The following is a 15,970-nucleotide window of genomic DNA, read 5'->3' as shown; positions in this document are numbered from 1 at the left end:
TAATGAATCTTGACTGAACACTCTTACTGAGGCGTTTTGGCCGGCAAGAGGTGTTCCTTGAACGGAAGATCAGCGGGTACGCTGATTCCGCTGGCCAGCCACTGACTGCTCCACCCCAATATGAGGTTCTTGGACCAATCTGCAACCAATAGAAATTTTGGCACGAGTACCGACTCCTGCCACCACGCATCCTGCTGTACCGGCCCCAGGCTCAACAGCCCGACCGCCACGACCACCAGCAACGCGCCACGCGCGGCACCGAAGGCCATGCCGAGAAATCGATCGGTCCCGGAAAGGCCGGTGACACGTATCAACTCGCCAATAAGATAATTGACCATTGCCCCCACCAGCAGCGTGGCGATGAACATGATGGCGCAGCCCGCGATGACGCGGGCCGAAGGTGTCTCTATGTACCCGGCCAGGTAGACCGACAGTGAACCACCGAACATCCAGGCGACGACTCCTGCGATGATCCAGGTCAGCAACGACAGTGCTTCTTTGACGAAGCCGCGGCTCAGACTGATCAAAGCGGAGATGGCGACGATTGCAACGATCGCCCAATCAACCCAGGTAAATGGCACAGTGCAGCCTACGTACGGATAAGGCGGCGCATTTTAGCAGAGCGCCGGGCTATCGGTAAGCGGTGATTGCGGGCGCTTTGCAAATCAATAAATTGGGCAGTGTGAACACAATTTCAAGACCACTGGAAACCAATGTGGGAGGGGGCTTGCCCCCGATAGCAGTGGGTCAGTGACAGATGTACTGACTGATCCACCGCTATCGGGAGCAAGCCCCCTCCCACATTTGACTGCATTTCAGACTGAAACCGAGGGAACTTAGCCGCGCTCAGGCTGGAACCTTGTCACGAACCCCTTCAGATTCTGCTGACGATCCAGCAAATCCCGCAGGCGATCCGCTTCGGCACGCTCGATCAGCGGCCCGATAAACACCCGATTCTTGCCATCGGCGCTGCGGATATAAGCGTTGTAACCCTGGGCACGCAGCTTTTTCTGCAAGGCATCGGCGCCTTCGCGGTTGCCCAGACTGGCCACCTGAATCGACCAACTGATCGGCAACCCGTTCGGGTCAATACGGCTCTGCCCTACGTCCGGCTTGCCTGGCGCGGCAGGCTGTGGCGCGACCGGCTTGGGCGCAGGCGTCGGCGCGGCAGGCTTGGCGGCTGCGACAGGCGCGGCCGGAGCCGGCTTGATCACCGGAACACTCGGCTGCACCGGCATGGACGGCGCCTGCTGTGCGGCGACCTCGGCATCAGTCGGCACGGGCTCCTGCTCAGGCAGCGCCTGCGGTTCAGGCACCACCACCGGTTCCACCTGAACCTGAGGCACCACCGGCGCCTGGGGCGCAGCGGGGGCTTCAACCACCACCTGGCGCTGTTCGTCCTGACGGGAGAACAGCATCGGCAGGAAAATCACCGCCAATGCCACCAACACCAGGGCTCCCACCATTCGCTGCTTGTATGCGCTATCGAGTAATGCCATGTGCAGCTTCCTCCGTGGAGCGCCGGGTCAGCCACTCGAGCGCCTCGGCAACACAATAAAATGATCCGAACAACAGAATCTCGTCGTCGGCCGTTGCCACCGCACAGTGCGCCTCGAGGGCTGCGGTGACGCTTGCATACGACGTCACCGGCGCACCAAGGTTCTGCAACGCGATTTGCAGTTCAGCCGCCGCACGGCTACGCGGCGTATCCAGCGGCGCGACGGCCCACGACTGTACGCTGCCGAGCAGCGGCGCAACCACGCCGTCAAGATCCTTGTCGGCCAGCAAGCCGAACACCGCCAGGCGCCGGCCGGACAAGGGCGCGCGCTTGAGCCGCTGCGCCAGATATTCGGCGGCGTGAGGGTTATGACCCACATCCAGCAACAGGTTAAGACGCTTGCCCTGCCACTCGACGGTACGCCGATCCAGACGCCCCACCACCCGCGTCGCCAGCAGGGTGGCGGCAATCTGCCCGGCATCCCACGGCAGATCCAGCAGCAGATAGGCTTGCAGCGCAAGCGCGGCATTTTCCATCGGCAGGTTCAGCAGCGGCAAATCGCGCAATGCTACCTCCTCGCCTCGCGCATCGCGCCCGGACCACTGCCAATGCTGATCGCCGATTTCCAGCTGGAATTCGCGTCCGCGCAGGAAGAACGGGCAATCGAGCTCACGCACCTTGTCCAGCAAGGGCTGCGGCGGGTCAAGATCACCGCACAACGCAGGTTTGCCCGGGCGAAAGATCCCGGCCTTTTCGTAAGCCACGGATTCGCGGGTATCGCCCAGGTAATCGACATGGTCGACGCCGATGCTGGTGACCAGCGCCAGGTCGGCATCCACCACATTGACCGTGTCCAGACGCCCACCCAGGCCCACCTCCAGCACAACGATATCGAGCTGCGCACGTTCGAACAGCCACAACGCCGCCAGAGTGCCCATCTCGAAATAGGTCAGGGAAATATCGCCACGCCCTGCATCGAGGGCGGCGAAGGCTTCGCAGAGTTGTTCGTCGCTCGCCTCGACGCCATTGAGCTGCACCCGCTCGTTATAGCGCAGCAGGTGCGGCGAACTGTATACGCCGACGTTCAGCCCCTGGGCTTGCAGCAGCGCGGCGACAAAAGCACAGGTCGAGCCCTTGCCGTTGGTGCCGGTCACCGTGATCACACGCGGTGCCGGGCGCCCCAACCCCAGGCGGGCCGCTACCTGTTGCGAGCGCTCCAGGCCCATGTCGATGGCGGACGGATGCAACTGCTCAAGGTAGGCGAGCCATTCGCCCAGGGTACGTTGGGTCATAGGTTGGCCGGTACCGGCGGCACGACGATCGGCTCGACTTTAGGCGCGACGTAGACAGGCGTCGGCAGGCCCATCATTTGCGCCAGCAGGTTACCCAGGCGTGGTCGCAGCTCACCGCGCGGGATGATCAGGTCGATGGCGCCGTGCTCCAGCAGGAACTCGCTGCGCTGGAAACCTTCCGGCAGTTTTTCCCGCACGGTCTGCTCGATCACGCGCGGGCCGGCAAAGCCGATCAGGGCCTTCGGCTCGCCGACGATCACATCGCCCAGCATCGCCAGGCTGGCGGAAACACCGCCGTACACCGGGTCGGTCAATACCGAGATGAACGGAATGCCTTCTTCGCGCAGACGCGCCAATACCGCCGAGGTCTTGGCCATTTGCATCAGGGAAATCAGCGCTTCCTGCATACGCGCGCCACCGGAGGCGGCGAAGCAGATCATCGGGCAACGGTTTTCCAGGGCATAGTTGGCGGCGCGCACGAAACGCTCGCCGACGATGGCACCCATGGAGCCGCCCATGAAGGAGAACTCGAACGCCGAAACCACCACCGGCATACCCAGCAGCTTGCCGCTGACGGAGATCAGCGCGTCTTTCTCGCCGGTCTGCTTCTGTGCACCGACCAGACGGTCCTTGTACTTCTTGCTGTCGCGGAACTTGAGACGGTCGACCGGCTCCAGGTCAGCGCCCAGCTCGTTGCGGCCGTCGGCGTCGAGGAAGATGTCGATACGCGCGCGCGCGCCAATACGCATGTGGTGGTTGCACTTGGGGCAAACGTCCAGGGTCTTTTCCAGCTCCGGGCGGTACAGCACCGCGTCGCAGGACGGGCACTTGTGCCACAGACCTTCAGGAACCGAGCTTTTCTTCACCTCGGAACGCATGATCGAAGGGATCAGTTTGTCTACTAACCAGTTGCTCATGCTTTCTTTCTCCAGTACCGGTGGCTTGAACACAGCCCCGCGTATGCCCTTGAGCTAAATTCATATGTGGCGATGATACCGGTGGGACGGGGTCAGGGGTTCGACCAGCCATTTCCCGCCTGCATCCTCAGCCTTCCAGACAACCTGCCAGCGCAGCGTTGCCACTTCGTTTCCGGGCCTCCCGCGGGCGGCGCCGGTGCTGTTTTACACAGTGGTAGTTATGGACGGCGGCAGACTGCCAGCCGTCACATCGCACCGCTGCTGTTGCGCACGGCCTGCACAAATGCGCGAATCCTGGCGTGATCCTTGATGCCCTTGCCCTGCTCCACCCCGCCGCTGACATCCACGGCATACGGCCGCACCTGCTCGATGGCCGCGCCGACATTCGAGGGCGTGAGACCACCGGCCAGAATCACCGGTTTGCTCAAGCCCGCCGGGATCAGCGACCAGTCGAACGCTTCACCCGTACCGCCGGGGACGCCTTCGACATAGGTGTCCAGCAGAATCCCGCGCGCCCCGGCATAGGCAGCGCAGGCTGCGGCGATATCGTCGCCGGCCTTGACGCGCAGCGCCTTGATATAGGGGCGCTGATAGCTGTCGCACTCGTCCGGGGTTTCGTCGCCATGAAACTGCAGCATGTCCAGCGGCACGGCATCCAGGGTTTCGTTGAGTTCACACCGACTGGCGTTGACGAACAAGCCCACGGTGGTCACGAACGGTGGCAGCGCGGCGATGATGGCCCGCGCCTGCAACACATTCACCGCGCGCGGGCTCCTGGCGTAAAACACCAGACCAATGGCATCCGCCCCCGCCTCGACCGCCGCCAACGCGTCTTCGATGCGGGTAATCCCGCAAATCTTGCTGCGAACGGCTGACATATCGTAGAAACCTCAGGGATTGAACCGAGAAAGTCCCGGATGGTAACAAAAGCTTTTCCGGGCGTCAGCCGCCAAGTTCGCTGAAACCAGTGAGGAAGTGTGGCCCGATGAAACGCTGGGGCAGTTCGAACTCGTCTCTGTACTCCACCTCCACCAGGTACAGGCCGAACGGATGCGCCGTCACCCCGCCCGTACGGCGCACGCGGCTTTCCAGCACTTCCCGGGCCCATTCCACCGGACGCTCGCCGGTACCGATGGTCATCAGCACGCCCGCGATGTTGCGCACCATGTGATGCAGGAATGCCCCGGCACGGATATCCAGCACAATCATCTTGCCATGACGGGTTACGCGCAAATGGTGGACTTCCTTGATCGGCGACTTGGCCTGGCATTGGCCGGCACGGAACGCGCTGAAATCATGCACACCCACAAGATGCTGCGCAGCCTCGGCCATGCGCTCGGCATCCAGCGGGCGGTGGTTCCAGGTAATTTCCTGGTTAAGGTGCGCCGGGCGGATCTGGTCGTTGTAGATCACGTAGCGGTAGCGCCGGGCGATGGCCTTGAAGCGCGCATGAAAATGCGCCGGCATGACCTTGGCCCAGGTGACACTGACGTCATGGGGCAGGTTGATATTGGCGCCCATCACCCACGCTTTCATCGAGCGTTCGGCCTGGGTATCAAAGTGTACCACCTGGCCGCAGGCATGCACGCCGGCGTCGGTACGCCCGGCACACATCAGCGACACCGGCGAGTCGGCGACTTTCGATAAAGCGTTTTCCAGGGTTTCCTGCACCGTCAGCACACCGGATGCCTGGCGCTGCCAGCCGCGATAGCGCGAGCCTTTGTATTCCACGCCCAGAGCGATGCGGTAAAAACCTGCGGCCGCCATTTCGGCGGCCGCGTTATCTATATTTGCCAAGAACTGAGAGCCTGATGAGTTGCGCGAAGGCGGGGATTATAAAGGCGACGGCTGCGCGGCGGGCGCTTTTGTTGGGGAGGATGCCGCGTCAACTATGGGAGGGAGCAAGCCCTCCCCACAGTGGACGTCTATCAGCCTTCAGATTCGGCCGAGCATTTCCTTGGCTTCGCCGCGCTGGGTCTCGTTGCCCTCGGTCAGCACTTCGGACAGGATGTCCCTGGCGCCATCGGCATCGCCCATATCGATATAGGCCTGGGCCAGGTCCAGCTTGGTGGCAACTTCATCGGAGCCCGACAGGAAGTCGAACTCAGGCTCATCGTCACCGAGCGCGGCATCTTCAGCGGTGAAGGACGGCTCGATGGAAGGATGCTCCAGGCTCTGGGACAGACGATCCAACTCGGCGTTGACGTCATCCAGTTCCGACGTGAAGGCATCCGGTTTGGGCGCCGATTCGGGCTCGTCCGCCAGGGAAAGGTCGAAATCTTCCGGCAAATCGAAGTCGTCCAGAGCACCCGGGGTCAGGGTCGGCGGCTCGACGGCCGGCACGTCCTTCGTCGGCTCTTCGAGCCCGGACAGGAAGTCATCATCCGATTGCGCGGACGCCGGCGCATCCAGTTGCAGATCCAGATCGAAGTCCGACAGGTCGTCGGCACTTGTATTGGCGGCCGTCTGCTGCTGAAGCAGCGCCTCGAACGACTGCTGATCGTCCTTGAGCTCAGCCGGCGATGCCGCTTCCAGCTCGTCCAGGCTCAGATCGAAATCGGTATCCAAAGGCTCCGGCGCAGGCGCAGCCGGCTTGTCTTCCAGCAAGTCCTTGACGTACTGGGCGTCCAGGGCTGCCGCGGCCACGGCGGCACTCACGCCTGCCGCCAACACCGCCATGGCCGGGAAACGGCGTTTGAGCTGCTCGACCTGGGCATGGTTTTCACCGTTGGCCACCAGTTGACGCTCCTGGTTGACGAAACCGTCCTTGTCATTTTGCAGGCCGTACACTTCCATCAGTTTCAAACGCAGGTCGCTGCGCTTGGGCTCGTGCTTGATCGCTTGCTCAAGCACATCGGCCGCCTGGTTCAGGTGACCACGGTCAATATGGGACTGGGCCTGGGCCAACGCATCGCTGGCGTTCTGCGGGGCGACCGCAACCGCCAGCGGCGCCAGCACGGAGGCCACGGTCGGCACGACCGGTTCAACCACCGGAGCGGGCGCAGGCGCGGGCGCCCGTGGGACGGCCGGAGGTGGCACTTCCAGGCCTTCGAAACTGTCGGAGGGCAGGTCGCGCTCCAGACTCGAGGTGAACTCCGGCTCTTCAGCCAGCGCTCGCGCCATGCGCAGGTGCTTCTCTTCTTCAAGACGGGCGTTGCGATGGCGCGCCCACAACAGCAGGAGCAACAACGCCAGAATGACGGCCGCACCACCGAGCACACCGAGCACGATAGGGTTGGTCAACAGCTCATTGAATTTGCCTTCGGTGGTTGCAGGCGCGGCAACGGGCTTGATCGGCTCGGGAGCGGGAGCGGGAGCGGCAACCGGGTCTTGCGTGGCAGGCGCCGGTTCATCGGCCACCGGCGCAGGCACCGCCGCCGTCGCTGTCGCGGGCAGTGCTGCATCGCCCTTCTCGGCCTGCAGCCGGGCCAGTTGATCGTTTTTCAGTTGAATCAGCTTTTGCAGCTTGTCCAACTGGCTTTGCAAATCTGCCGCGCGGCTTTTGAGCTCTTCGTTATCGCGACGGGTGGTGTCCAATTGCTCTTGAGTCATTGCCAGCTTGTCGCTCAACGCCCGGCTGTCACCCGCCTTGCCGTCGGCACCTTTTTTGGCTGCCTCGGCCGACACCAGGCTCAAGTTATCCTTGGCGTTGGTGCTCGACGGCGCATTGCCCGTCTCGGTGCGCTTGGTGGCGTCCAACTGGGCCTTGCCCGCCACCTTCTGGTTGGCGGTACGGCGGCCCTGGCGCCAGGCGGCGTTCTGCGCAGCCACTTCGGCGATCGCCTGGGGTTGCGCCAGCGCGGTGCTTTGCACGGTGTCCGGCAGGCGCAGGACCTGGCCGGTTTTCAGGCGATTGATATTGCCGTCGACAAAGGCGTCCGGGTTGAGCGCCTGAATGGCCAGCATGGTCTGCTGCACAGAGCCACCATTGCGGTTTTTCTCGGCAATTTCCCACAAGGTGTCGCGAGCCGTGGTGGTATGTTGCGCAGGCTTGCTGACGGCGGACGCGGTTCCTGTCGGCGCACTCAGGCGCGGTGCCGGTGCGCTGGCGGCCGGCGTGGACTGGTCGAATTTGGCAGGATCGAGCAGCACGCTGTAGTCACGCATCAGGCGGCCATTGGGCCATTGCACCTGCAGCAGAAAGCGCACATAGGAATCGGGCAGCGGCTTGTCGGAGGTGACACGCACCACGCTGCGGCCATTGGGATTGACCACCGGCGTAAAGGTAAGCTGGTCGAGAAAGGCCTGGCGATCGACACCGGCATCGACGAACGCCTGGGACGACGCCAGGCTCGGGGTAATCTCGGACGCCGTGAGGCCGCCGACGTCGAGTAATTCGATTTCCACCGACAGCGGCTGGTTCAACTTCGACTTGAGGGTCATCTCCCCAAGTTGCAGCGCCTGCGCCATACCGGAGGACAGCGCCGAGGCGGCCGCTATTGCTAACACCAGTTTGCGAACTTGAACCATAGCCTCATCCTTTGTCTGAACACTCCCCGACTTGCGAGAAGGTTGGTAACCGCTGCCATAAGGCATGGCGAGCCGATAGGTCACCGACGCGCTTGTGTTCCGCTTTGGGCCAAGCATAGCGCTTGGTGAGAATCAATCTACAAATTGACGCCAAGTATCTTTTACGCAAGGCCTTTTATCAACAACTGCGCCACTTGCACGGCGTTAAGCGCCGCGCCTTTGCGTACGTTATCTGACGTCAGCCACAGATTTAGTTCAGCCGGGTCGTCGACACCCGCGCGTACTCGTCCTACATAAACAACGTCCTGGCCCACCGCATCGCCTACCGCCGTCGGGTAGTCGCCCGCCTCGACCAGCTCGATACCCGGCGCCGCCTCGAGTGCGCCGTTCACCGCCTGCAAATCGACCGGCCCACCCAACTGCAGCGACACAGTCAGGCTATCGCCGAAAAACACCGGGGCTTGAACGCACGTCGCAGAAATCTTCAGCAATGGTGTTTCCAGCACAGCCCGTAGCTCTTGTACGAGACGTTTCTCCAGGGCTGTGTGACCTTGGGCGTCTGGGGTGCCGACTTGCGCCAGCAGGTTGAAGGCCACTTGCCGATCAAAGAAGGTCGGCTCCAGCGGGCGCACATTCAACAGCTCGGCCGTCTGGCGGGCCAACTCACTGACCGCCTCGCGGCCCAGGGCAGACACGGCCAGGTTGGCGGTGACGCTCACACGCTGGATGTCCAGCAGGCCGCGCAGTGGCGCAAGCACCACAGCCAGGTGTGTGGCGGACGGGCTCGGGCTGGCGATTTGAAACGGCTTTTTCAGGCCGTTGAGCACGTGGGCATTGGCTTGCGGCACTACGTGCGGCGCCTGTTCGGCAGGCAACGCGCCAGACAGGTCGATCACCGAACAACCGGCGGCGATGGCGCGGGGAGCGAAGCTCAGGGTCACCGCCGGGCCGGCCGCGAAGAAGGCCAGTTGCGCCTTGCTGAAATCGAACTCGTCGACCTCCTTCACCCGCACGTTCTTGCCCCGGAACGGCACCGAGGCACCGGCGGAATTGTTGCCCGCCAGCAAATAGAGGGTGCCTACCGGGAAGTCCAGCTCTTCGAGAATCTGCACCAGGGTTTCGCCAACGGTGCCGGTGGCGCCGATCACGGCAATTTCAAAGGTCTGGGTCATGGAGGTTGCCTCGGGCATTGCGGGGGAGCGGCACTTTACCGGGTGGCAGGGGGTGAGGCAATTGGCCTGGGGGCTGTGGTGTGGCTGAGGGCCTCATCGGGGGCAAGCCCCCTCCCACAGTTGACCGAGTTCCAACCTTGAAATGAGGGCAAATGTGGGAGGGGGCTTGCCCCCGATGAGGCCCTGGCAGGCAATAAAAAACCCGCGCCTGTCACCAGAGCGCGGGTTTCCCGGAACAAGCAGCAATCACCGCTCGAGCAAAATCCGCAGCATGCGGCGCAACGGCTCAGCCGCACCCCACAACAGCTGGTCGCCAACGGTGAACGCGCCAAGGAACTGGCTGCCCATGTTCAGCTTGCGCAGACGGCCCACCGGTACATTCAGGGTGCCGGTGACCTTGGTCGGGCTCAGCTCCTGCATGCTGATATCACGGTTGTTCGGCACCAGCTTGACCCAGGGGTTGTGCTGGCTGATCAGCCCTTCGATATCGGCGATCGGCACATCTTTGTTCAGCTTGATGGTCAGCGCCTGGCTGTGGCAGCGCATGGCACCGATACGTACGCAGATGCCGTCCACCGGGATCGGGTTCTTGAAGCGACCGAGAATCTTGTTGGTCTCGGCCTGGGCCTTCCACTCTTCGCGGCTCTGGCCGTTCGGCAGTTCCTTGTCGATCCACGGAATCAGGCTGCCGGCCAATGGCACACCGAAGTTTTCGGTCGGGTAGGCTTCGCTGCGCATGGCGTCGGCCACACGGCGGTCGATATCGAGGATCGCGCTGGCCGGGTCGGCGAGTTGATCGGCAACCGCCGCGTGAGTCGCACCCATCTGCTTGATCAGCTCGCGCATGTTCTGCGCGCCGGCACCGGAGGCGGCCTGATAGGTCATGGCACTCATCCACTCGACCAGGCCGGCTTCGAACAGGCCGCCCAGGCCCATCAGCATCAGGCTGACGGTGCAATTGCCACCGACGTAGTTGCGGGTACCGGCGTCCAGCTGCTGGTCGATAACCTTGCGGTTGACCGGGTCAAGAATGATCACCGCGTCATCCTGCATGCGCAGGCTCGATGCGGCATCGATCCAGTAACCCTGCCAGCCGGCTTCGCGCAGCTTGGGGAAGACTTCGCTGGTGTAGTCGCCACCCTGGCAGGTCAGAATCACATCGAGGGTCTTGAGCTCTTCAATGCTGTAGGCATCCTTGAGCGGCGCAATATCCTTGCCCACGGACGGCCCTTGGCCACCCACGTTCGACGTGGTGAAAAACACCGGCTCAATAAGATCGAAATCCTGCTCTTCCAGCATCCGCTGCATGAGCACGGAACCGACCATACCGCGCCAACCGATCAGACCTACACGTTTCATCGCAACTACACCTTGTTAAAAAGTGGGCCGCCTTGCAGCGACAACTGCAAGCGGGCCCGAGAGATTACAGATTCCGTAGCGCGGCGACTACAGCATCGCCCATTTCTTGCGTACCGACCCTGGTGCAGCCCTGCGACCAGATGTCGCCGGTGCGCAAGCCCTGGTCCAGCACCAGGCTCACGGCCTTCTCGATCGCATCGGCCGCATCGCCCAGGTTGAAGCTGTAACGCAGCATCATCGACACCGACAAAATGGTCGCCAGCGGGTTGGCAATGCCCTGGCCTGCGATGTCCGGCGCCGAACCGTGGCACGGCTCGTACATGCCCTTGTTGTTTGTGTCCAGGGAGGCCGACGGCAGCATACCGATGGAACCGGTGAGCATCGATGCCTGATCGGACAGGATGTCGCCGAACAGGTTGTCGGTGACGATCACGTCGAATTGCTTGGGCGCACGCACCAGTTGCATGGCAGCATTGTCGACGTACATGTGGCTCAGCTCGACGTCCGGGTAGTCCTTGGCGACTTCTTCGACGATTTCGCGCCACAATTGGCTGGACGCCAGTACGTTGGCCTTGTCCACCGAGCAAACCTTCTTGCCGCGCACGCGGGCCATGTCGAAACCGACACGGGCGATACGCCGGATTTCGCTTTCGCTGTACGGCAGGGTGTCGTAGGCCTGGCGCTCGCCATTTTCCAACTCCCGCACACCGCGTGGCGAGCCGAAGTAGATACCGCCGGTCAGTTCACGCACGATCAGGATATCCAGCCCCGCCACCACTTCCGGCTTGAGGCTCGAGGCGTCGGCCAGTTGCGGGTAGAGGATGGCCGGGCGCAGGTTGCCGAACAGGCCCAGTTGCGCGCGGATTTTCAGCAGACCACGCTCAGGGCGGATATCACGTTCGATCTTGTCCCACTTCGGCCCGCCCACGGCGCCGAGCAGCACGGCGTCGGCGGCGCGGGCGCGGTCCAGGGTTTCGTCGGCCAGGGGCACGCCGTGCTTGTCGATGGCGGCGCCGCCGATCACGTCGTGGCTCAGTTCGAAGTCCAGGCTGTACTTGCTGTTGGCGAGCTCCAGCACCTTGACCGCTTCGGCCATGATTTCCGGACCAATACCGTCGCCAGGGAGAATCAGAATCTGCTTGCTCATGGGTTCCTCATTTCATCAAGCGACCTGCCCATGGGCAGGTCGGGAAAATTCATCAGCGTTGGGCGAAGACCACCAGCACGTCGGTGCTGAAGGTGCCGTCGGCCTGGATTTCGTAATAGTCGCGCACTTCCTGGCCCATTGCCTGTTGCAGTTCAAGGATGGCTGCGCGCAACGCCGGCGGGGTCCGCATGCGCTCGACCCACGACGTGTATTCCAGGCGCAGGCGCTGGCGCAGGCTGTTACGCACATGCAGACCGGACTCGCTCAGTTGCTGCATCCACTCTGCGGCAGAGTAATCGCGCACATGGCTGGTATCGCGCAGCACTTCGACGGTTTGCAGGTAAGTGTCAAGCAACGGGCTGCCCGGTGACAACACATCCACGAACGCCGCCACGCCGCCCGGCTTGAGTACCCGGCGCACTTCGCGCAAGGCCAGGCCGAGGTCGCTCCAGTGGTGGGCCGAGTAGCGGCTGAACACGAAGTCGAACTCGCCGTCGGCGAAGGGCAGGCGCTCGGCGGCGCCGTTCACGGTGCTGATATTGGTGAAACCGCGATCTTGCGCAGCGGCGGCCACCACATCGAGCATTTGCTGGGACAAGTCGTAGGCCACCACTTCTTTCACCAACGGCGCCACATGGAAGCTGACATGACCGGCACCGCAGCCCAGGTCCAGCAGTCGTGCACTGCCCTGCCCGGCCAGTTCGGCCTGGAGCAGTGCGAATTCGGTGCCTTGGGCGTGAACGGTGCTGCTCAGGTAGGCGGCAGCCTGTTCGCCGAATTGTTTTTGCACGACTTGGGTGTGGGCGGTGGTGGTCATGGGGTTTCCTCAATGGACCTTGTGGTGTTTGTTCTGGCCTCATCGGGGGCAAGCCCCCTCCCACATTTGAATGTATTCACAGATCAAAAGGTGGGAGGGGGCTTGCCCCCGATAGCGGCGGTCCTGCTTACATCAATCGCGAAACAACCACGGCTGGCTCGCCCGGTGCTTGCTTTCGAACGCCGCAATCGCATCGCCGTCCTGCAAGGTCAGGCCGATATCGTCCAGGCCATTGATCAAGCAGTGCTTGCGAAAGGCGTCCACTTCGAAGTGATACACCTTGCCATCCGGGCGGGTCACGGTCTGTGCGGCCAGGTCCACCGTCAACTGGTAGCCCACATTCGCTTCCACTTGCTGGAACAGCTCATCCACTTCGGCGTCGCTCAGGATGATCGGCAACAGGCCGTTCTTGAAGCTGTTGTTGAAGAAGATGTCGGCGTAGCTCGGCGCGATGATGCTGCGAAAGCCATATTCTTCCAGGGCCCACGGCGCGTGTTCACGGCTGGAACCGCAACCGAAGTTTTCCCGGGCCAGCAACACGCTGGCGCCCTGGTAACGTTCGGCGTTGAGCACGAAGTCCTTGTTCAGCGGGCGCTTGGAGTTGTCCTGGTAGGCGTAGCCCACGTCCAGGTAGCGCCATTCGTCGAACAGGTTCGGGCCGAAACCGGTGCGCTTGATCGACTTCAGGAACTGCTTGGGGATGATCTGGTCGGTGTCCACGTTGGCACGGTCCAACGGCGCAACCAAACCTGTGTGTTGTGTAAAAGCACGCATCGGGTATTCCTCAGATCAATTCGCGAACGTCGATGAAACGACCGTTGACGGCGGCGGCGGCGGCCATGGCCGGGCTGACCAGGTGGGTACGGCCACCGGCGCCCTGACGGCCCTCAAAGTTACGGTTGGACGTCGACGCGCAATGCTCGCCGCTCTCCAAACGGTCCGGGTTCATCGCCAGGCACATGGAGCAGCCCGGCTCGCGCCATTCAAAACCGGCTTCGAGGAAGATCTTGTCCAGGCCTTCCGCCTCGGCTTGCGCCTTGACCAGGCCCGAACCCGGCACCACGATGGCTTGTTTGATGGTCGACGCCACCTTGCGGCCCTTGGCGATCACGGCGGCCGCGCGCAGGTCTTCGATCCGCGAGTTGGTGCAGGAGCCGATGAACACGCGATCCAGTTGGATATCGGTGATTGCCTGGTTGGCTTTCAAACCCATGTACTTGAGAGCGCGCTCGATGGAACCGCGCTTGACCAGGTCGGTTTCCCGGGCCGGGTCCGGCACGTTCTGGTCGACGGCCAATACCATCTCCGGCGACGTACCCCAACTGACTTGCGGCTTGATCTGGGCAGCGTCGAGTTCGACCACGGTGTCGAACACCGCGTCGGCGTCGGACACCAGATCTTTCCAGGCTTCGACGGCGGCGTCCCAGTCAGCACCAGCCGGTGCGAAAGGACGACCTTTGACGTATTCGACGGTTTTCTCGTCCGCCGCGACCATGCCTACGCGGGCACCGGCTTCAATGGACATGTTGCAGATGGTCATGCGGCCTTCGATGGACAGGTCGCGAATGGCGCTGCCGGCGAACTCGATGGCATGGCCGTTACCGCCGGCGGTGCCGATCTTGCCGATCACCGCGAGCACGATGTCCTTGGCAGTCACGCCAAATGGCAACTGGCCTTCGACGCGTACCAGCATGTTCTTCATTTTCTTGGCGACCAGGCACTGGGTGGCGAACACATGCTCCACCTCTGAAGTGCCGATGCCATGGGCCAGGGCGCCGAACGCGCCGTGAGTGGAGGTATGGGAGTCGCCGCATACCACGGTCATGCCCGGCAAGGTCGCGCCCTGCTCCGGGCCGATCACGTGGACGATGCCCTGGCGCACGTCATTCATCTTGAATTCAGTGATGCCGTACTCGTCGCAATAGTCGTCAAGGGTTTGCACCTGCAGACGCGACACGGTGTCGACAATGGCATCAATCCCGCCCTTGCGCTCCGGGGTGGTCGGCACATTGTGGTCCGGGGTGGCGATGATCGAGTCGACGCGCCATGGCTTGCGCCCGGCCAGCCGCAGGCCTTCGAACGCTTGGGGCGAGGTCACTTCATGGATGATGTGACGGTCGATGTAGATCAGCGACGATCCATCATCGCGACGTTTCACTTCATGGGAATCCCAAAGCTTGTCGTACAGCGTTTTGCCGGCCATCAGTCGGTCCTCATCAGCGGTGTTTCTATGCGCCGGGCTTTCAATAACCCTTTGGCTTGTGAGGCTGATGGTATGGCGCTACATTAAATAACTCAAATTCATATTTTTTATGCTTTGGATTACCAACTGGAATAGCACCATGGACCTGGCCAACCTCAATGCCTTTATTGCCATCGCCGAGACCGGCAGCTTCTCCGGCGCCGGTGAACGCCTGCACCTGACCCAACCGGCCATCAGCAAACGCATTGCCGGCCTTGAGCAACAATTGAAGGTGCGCCTGTTCGATCGCCTGGGCCGTGAAGTGGGCCTGACCGAAGCCGGGCGGGCCCTGCTGCCGCGTGCCTATCAGATCCTGAATGTACTGGATGACACCCGTCGCGCCCTGACCAACCTGACCGGAGAAGTCAGCGGGCGCCTCACGCTGGCTACCAGCCACCATATCGGCCTGCATCGCCTACCGCCGATCCTGCGTACCTTCACTCGGCAATACCCGAGCGTGGCGCTGGATATTCAATTCCTCGATTCGGAAGTGGCCTACGAAGAAATCCTCCACGGCCGCGCCGAAGTGGCGGTGATCACCCTGGCGCCCGAGCCGCACAACCTGGTGCGCGCGACGCCGGTGTGGGACGATCCGCTGGATTTCGTGGTGGCCCCCGAACACAGCCTGATCAGCCACGGCTCCGTCAGCCTGGCCGATATCGCCGGGCACCCTGCGGTGTTTCCCGGCGGCAACACCTTTACCCACCATATTGTCAGCCGCCTGTTCGAGGCCCAGGGCCTGACGCCGAACATCGCGATGAGCACCAACTACCTGGAAACCATCAAGATGATGGTGTCCATTGGTCTGGCGTGGAGTGTGTTGCCACGCACCATGCTGGATGATCAGGTGGCAAGTATCGCTTTGCCGGGCATACAGCTGCGTCGCCAGCTAGGCTATATCGTGCACACCGAAAGGACGCTGTCGAACGCTGCGCGGGCTTTCATGAGCCTGTTGGATGCCCAGGTCGATCCGCCAGGGACACCGGCATGACCTCGTGCGGCCTCGGGTTTCAAGCAAACCGCGCTGTCTTCCCATCGAGCCGAGGCCCTTTGAAT

At 62.4% G+C, this 15,970-nt stretch carries 14 protein-coding genes; 1 reads left to right on the top strand and 13 read right to left on the bottom strand.

Annotated elements, in window-relative coordinates:
* Nucleotides 1–23: 23 nt before the first annotated feature.
* The 13 genes from TU82_RS02470 to leuC form a co-directional block, all read right to left on the bottom strand.
* Nucleotides 24–581: a CvpA family protein gene (locus TU82_RS02470; RefSeq protein ID WP_003234314.1), complete on the bottom strand. Its 558-nt coding sequence runs from the start codon at nucleotides 579–581 to the stop codon at nucleotides 24–26.
* A 255-nt stretch (nucleotides 582–836) separates the two neighbouring features.
* On the bottom strand, nucleotides 837–1,499 hold the full coding sequence (locus tag TU82_RS02465; RefSeq protein WP_057721541.1) for an SPOR domain-containing protein: 663 nt from the start codon (nucleotides 1,497–1,499) through the stop codon (nucleotides 837–839).
* The gene (gene folC, locus TU82_RS02460) at nucleotides 1,483–2,790 is read right to left on the bottom strand and encodes a bifunctional tetrahydrofolate synthase/dihydrofolate synthase (protein WP_057721540.1); all 1,308 of its coding nucleotides are present in this window, start codon (nucleotides 2,788–2,790) and stop codon (nucleotides 1,483–1,485) included. Before folC ends, TU82_RS02465 begins: the two co-directional genes overlap by 17 nt.
* Nucleotides 2,787–3,707, bottom strand: a complete 921-nt coding sequence (gene accD, locus TU82_RS02455) for an acetyl-CoA carboxylase, carboxyltransferase subunit beta (RefSeq protein ID WP_005789754.1) — start codon at nucleotides 3,705–3,707, stop codon at nucleotides 2,787–2,789. Before accD ends, folC begins: the two co-directional genes overlap by 4 nt.
* Nucleotides 3,708–3,952: 245 nt before the next feature.
* Nucleotides 3,953–4,585 (bottom strand): phosphoribosylanthranilate isomerase, encoded by a 633-nt coding sequence (locus tag TU82_RS02450; protein WP_057721539.1) that lies wholly within the window; start codon nucleotides 4,583–4,585, stop codon nucleotides 3,953–3,955.
* A gap of 64 nt (nucleotides 4,586–4,649) precedes the next feature.
* Entirely contained in the window at nucleotides 4,650–5,474 is an 825-nt protein-coding gene (gene truA / locus TU82_RS02445; protein WP_057721538.1) for a tRNA pseudouridine(38-40) synthase TruA, read from the bottom strand.
* 168 nt (nucleotides 5,475–5,642) lie between these two features.
* Nucleotides 5,643–8,177, bottom strand: coding sequence for a FimV/HubP family polar landmark protein (locus TU82_RS02440; protein ID WP_057721537.1), 2,535 nt, complete (start codon nucleotides 8,175–8,177; stop codon nucleotides 5,643–5,645).
* 161 nt (nucleotides 8,178–8,338) lie between these two features.
* The gene (locus TU82_RS02435) at nucleotides 8,339–9,349 is read right to left on the bottom strand and encodes an aspartate-semialdehyde dehydrogenase (RefSeq protein WP_057721536.1); all 1,011 of its coding nucleotides are present in this window, start codon (nucleotides 9,347–9,349) and stop codon (nucleotides 8,339–8,341) included.
* A 246-nt stretch (nucleotides 9,350–9,595) separates the two neighbouring features.
* A complete protein-coding gene (asd, locus tag TU82_RS02430; RefSeq protein ID WP_057721535.1) occupies nucleotides 9,596–10,708 on the bottom strand; it encodes an aspartate-semialdehyde dehydrogenase in 1,113 nt (370 codons plus the stop codon).
* A 64-nt stretch (nucleotides 10,709–10,772) separates the two neighbouring features.
* Nucleotides 10,773–11,855 carry a 3-isopropylmalate dehydrogenase gene (gene leuB, locus TU82_RS02425; protein ID WP_057721534.1) on the bottom strand — a complete coding sequence of 361 codons (1,083 nt, stop codon included), beginning with the start codon at nucleotides 11,853–11,855 and terminating at the stop codon, nucleotides 10,773–10,775.
* Nucleotides 11,856–11,907: 52 nt separating this feature from the next.
* Nucleotides 11,908–12,672: a class I SAM-dependent methyltransferase gene (locus TU82_RS02420; protein WP_057721533.1), complete on the bottom strand. Its 765-nt coding sequence runs from the start codon at nucleotides 12,670–12,672 to the stop codon at nucleotides 11,908–11,910.
* A 132-nt stretch (nucleotides 12,673–12,804) separates the two neighbouring features.
* Nucleotides 12,805–13,446 carry a 3-isopropylmalate dehydratase small subunit gene (gene leuD / locus TU82_RS02415; protein WP_057721532.1) on the bottom strand — a complete coding sequence of 214 codons (642 nt, stop codon included), beginning with the start codon at nucleotides 13,444–13,446 and terminating at the stop codon, nucleotides 12,805–12,807.
* 10 nt (nucleotides 13,447–13,456) lie between these two features.
* Nucleotides 13,457–14,875, bottom strand: coding sequence for a 3-isopropylmalate dehydratase large subunit (leuC, locus tag TU82_RS02410; protein ID WP_057721531.1), 1,419 nt, complete (start codon nucleotides 14,873–14,875; stop codon nucleotides 13,457–13,459).
* 139 nt (nucleotides 14,876–15,014) lie between these two features.
* On the opposite strand from leuC, the gene TU82_RS02405 reads away from it, so the two are divergent.
* On the top strand, nucleotides 15,015–15,905 hold the full coding sequence (locus tag TU82_RS02405; protein ID WP_057721530.1) for a LysR family transcriptional regulator: 891 nt from the start codon (nucleotides 15,015–15,017) through the stop codon (nucleotides 15,903–15,905).
* The last annotated feature ends 65 nt before the right edge of the window (nucleotides 15,906–15,970 follow it).

Source organism: Pseudomonas orientalis (assembly GCF_001439815.1).
GTDB classification, from domain to species: Bacteria; Pseudomonadota; Gammaproteobacteria; order Pseudomonadales; family Pseudomonadaceae; genus Aquipseudomonas; species Aquipseudomonas orientalis.
This window is presented reverse-complemented; position numbering and strand designations above follow the sequence as displayed.

Bases quoted from the DNA above. Each gene is read 5' to 3' on its own strand.
- TU82_RS02405 (WP_057721530.1), top strand. From the start codon at position 15,015: ATGGACCTGGCCAACCTCAATGCCTTTATTGCCATCGCCGAGACCGGC.
- TU82_RS02465 (WP_057721541.1), bottom strand. From the start codon at position 1,499: ATGGCATTACTCGATAGCGCATACAAGCAGCGAATGGTGGGAGCCCTG.
- accD (WP_005789754.1), bottom strand. From the start codon at position 3,707: ATGAGCAACTGGTTAGTAGACAAACTGATCCCTTCGATCATGCGTTCC.
- truA (WP_057721538.1), bottom strand. From the start codon at position 5,474: ATGGCGGCCGCAGGTTTTTACCGCATCGCTCTGGGCGTGGAATACAAA.
- TU82_RS02435 (WP_057721536.1), bottom strand. From the start codon at position 9,349: ATGACCCAGACCTTTGAAATTGCCGTGATCGGCGCCACCGGCACCGTT.
- leuD (WP_057721532.1), bottom strand. From the start codon at position 13,446: ATGCGTGCTTTTACACAACACACAGGTTTGGTTGCGCCGTTGGACCGT.
- asd (WP_057721535.1), bottom strand. From the start codon at position 10,708: ATGAAACGTGTAGGTCTGATCGGTTGGCGCGGTATGGTCGGTTCCGTG.
- folC (WP_057721540.1), bottom strand. From the start codon at position 2,790: ATGACCCAACGTACCCTGGGCGAATGGCTCGCCTACCTTGAGCAGTTG.
- TU82_RS02440 (WP_057721537.1), bottom strand. From the start codon at position 8,177: ATGGTTCAAGTTCGCAAACTGGTGTTAGCAATAGCGGCCGCCTCGGCG.
- leuC (WP_057721531.1), bottom strand. From the start codon at position 14,875: ATGGCCGGCAAAACGCTGTACGACAAGCTTTGGGATTCCCATGAAGTG.
- TU82_RS02450 (WP_057721539.1), bottom strand. From the start codon at position 4,585: ATGTCAGCCGTTCGCAGCAAGATTTGCGGGATTACCCGCATCGAAGAC.
- TU82_RS02420 (WP_057721533.1), bottom strand. From the start codon at position 12,672: ATGACCACCACCGCCCACACCCAAGTCGTGCAAAAACAATTCGGCGAA.
- leuB (WP_057721534.1), bottom strand. From the start codon at position 11,855: ATGAGCAAGCAGATTCTGATTCTCCCTGGCGACGGTATTGGTCCGGAA.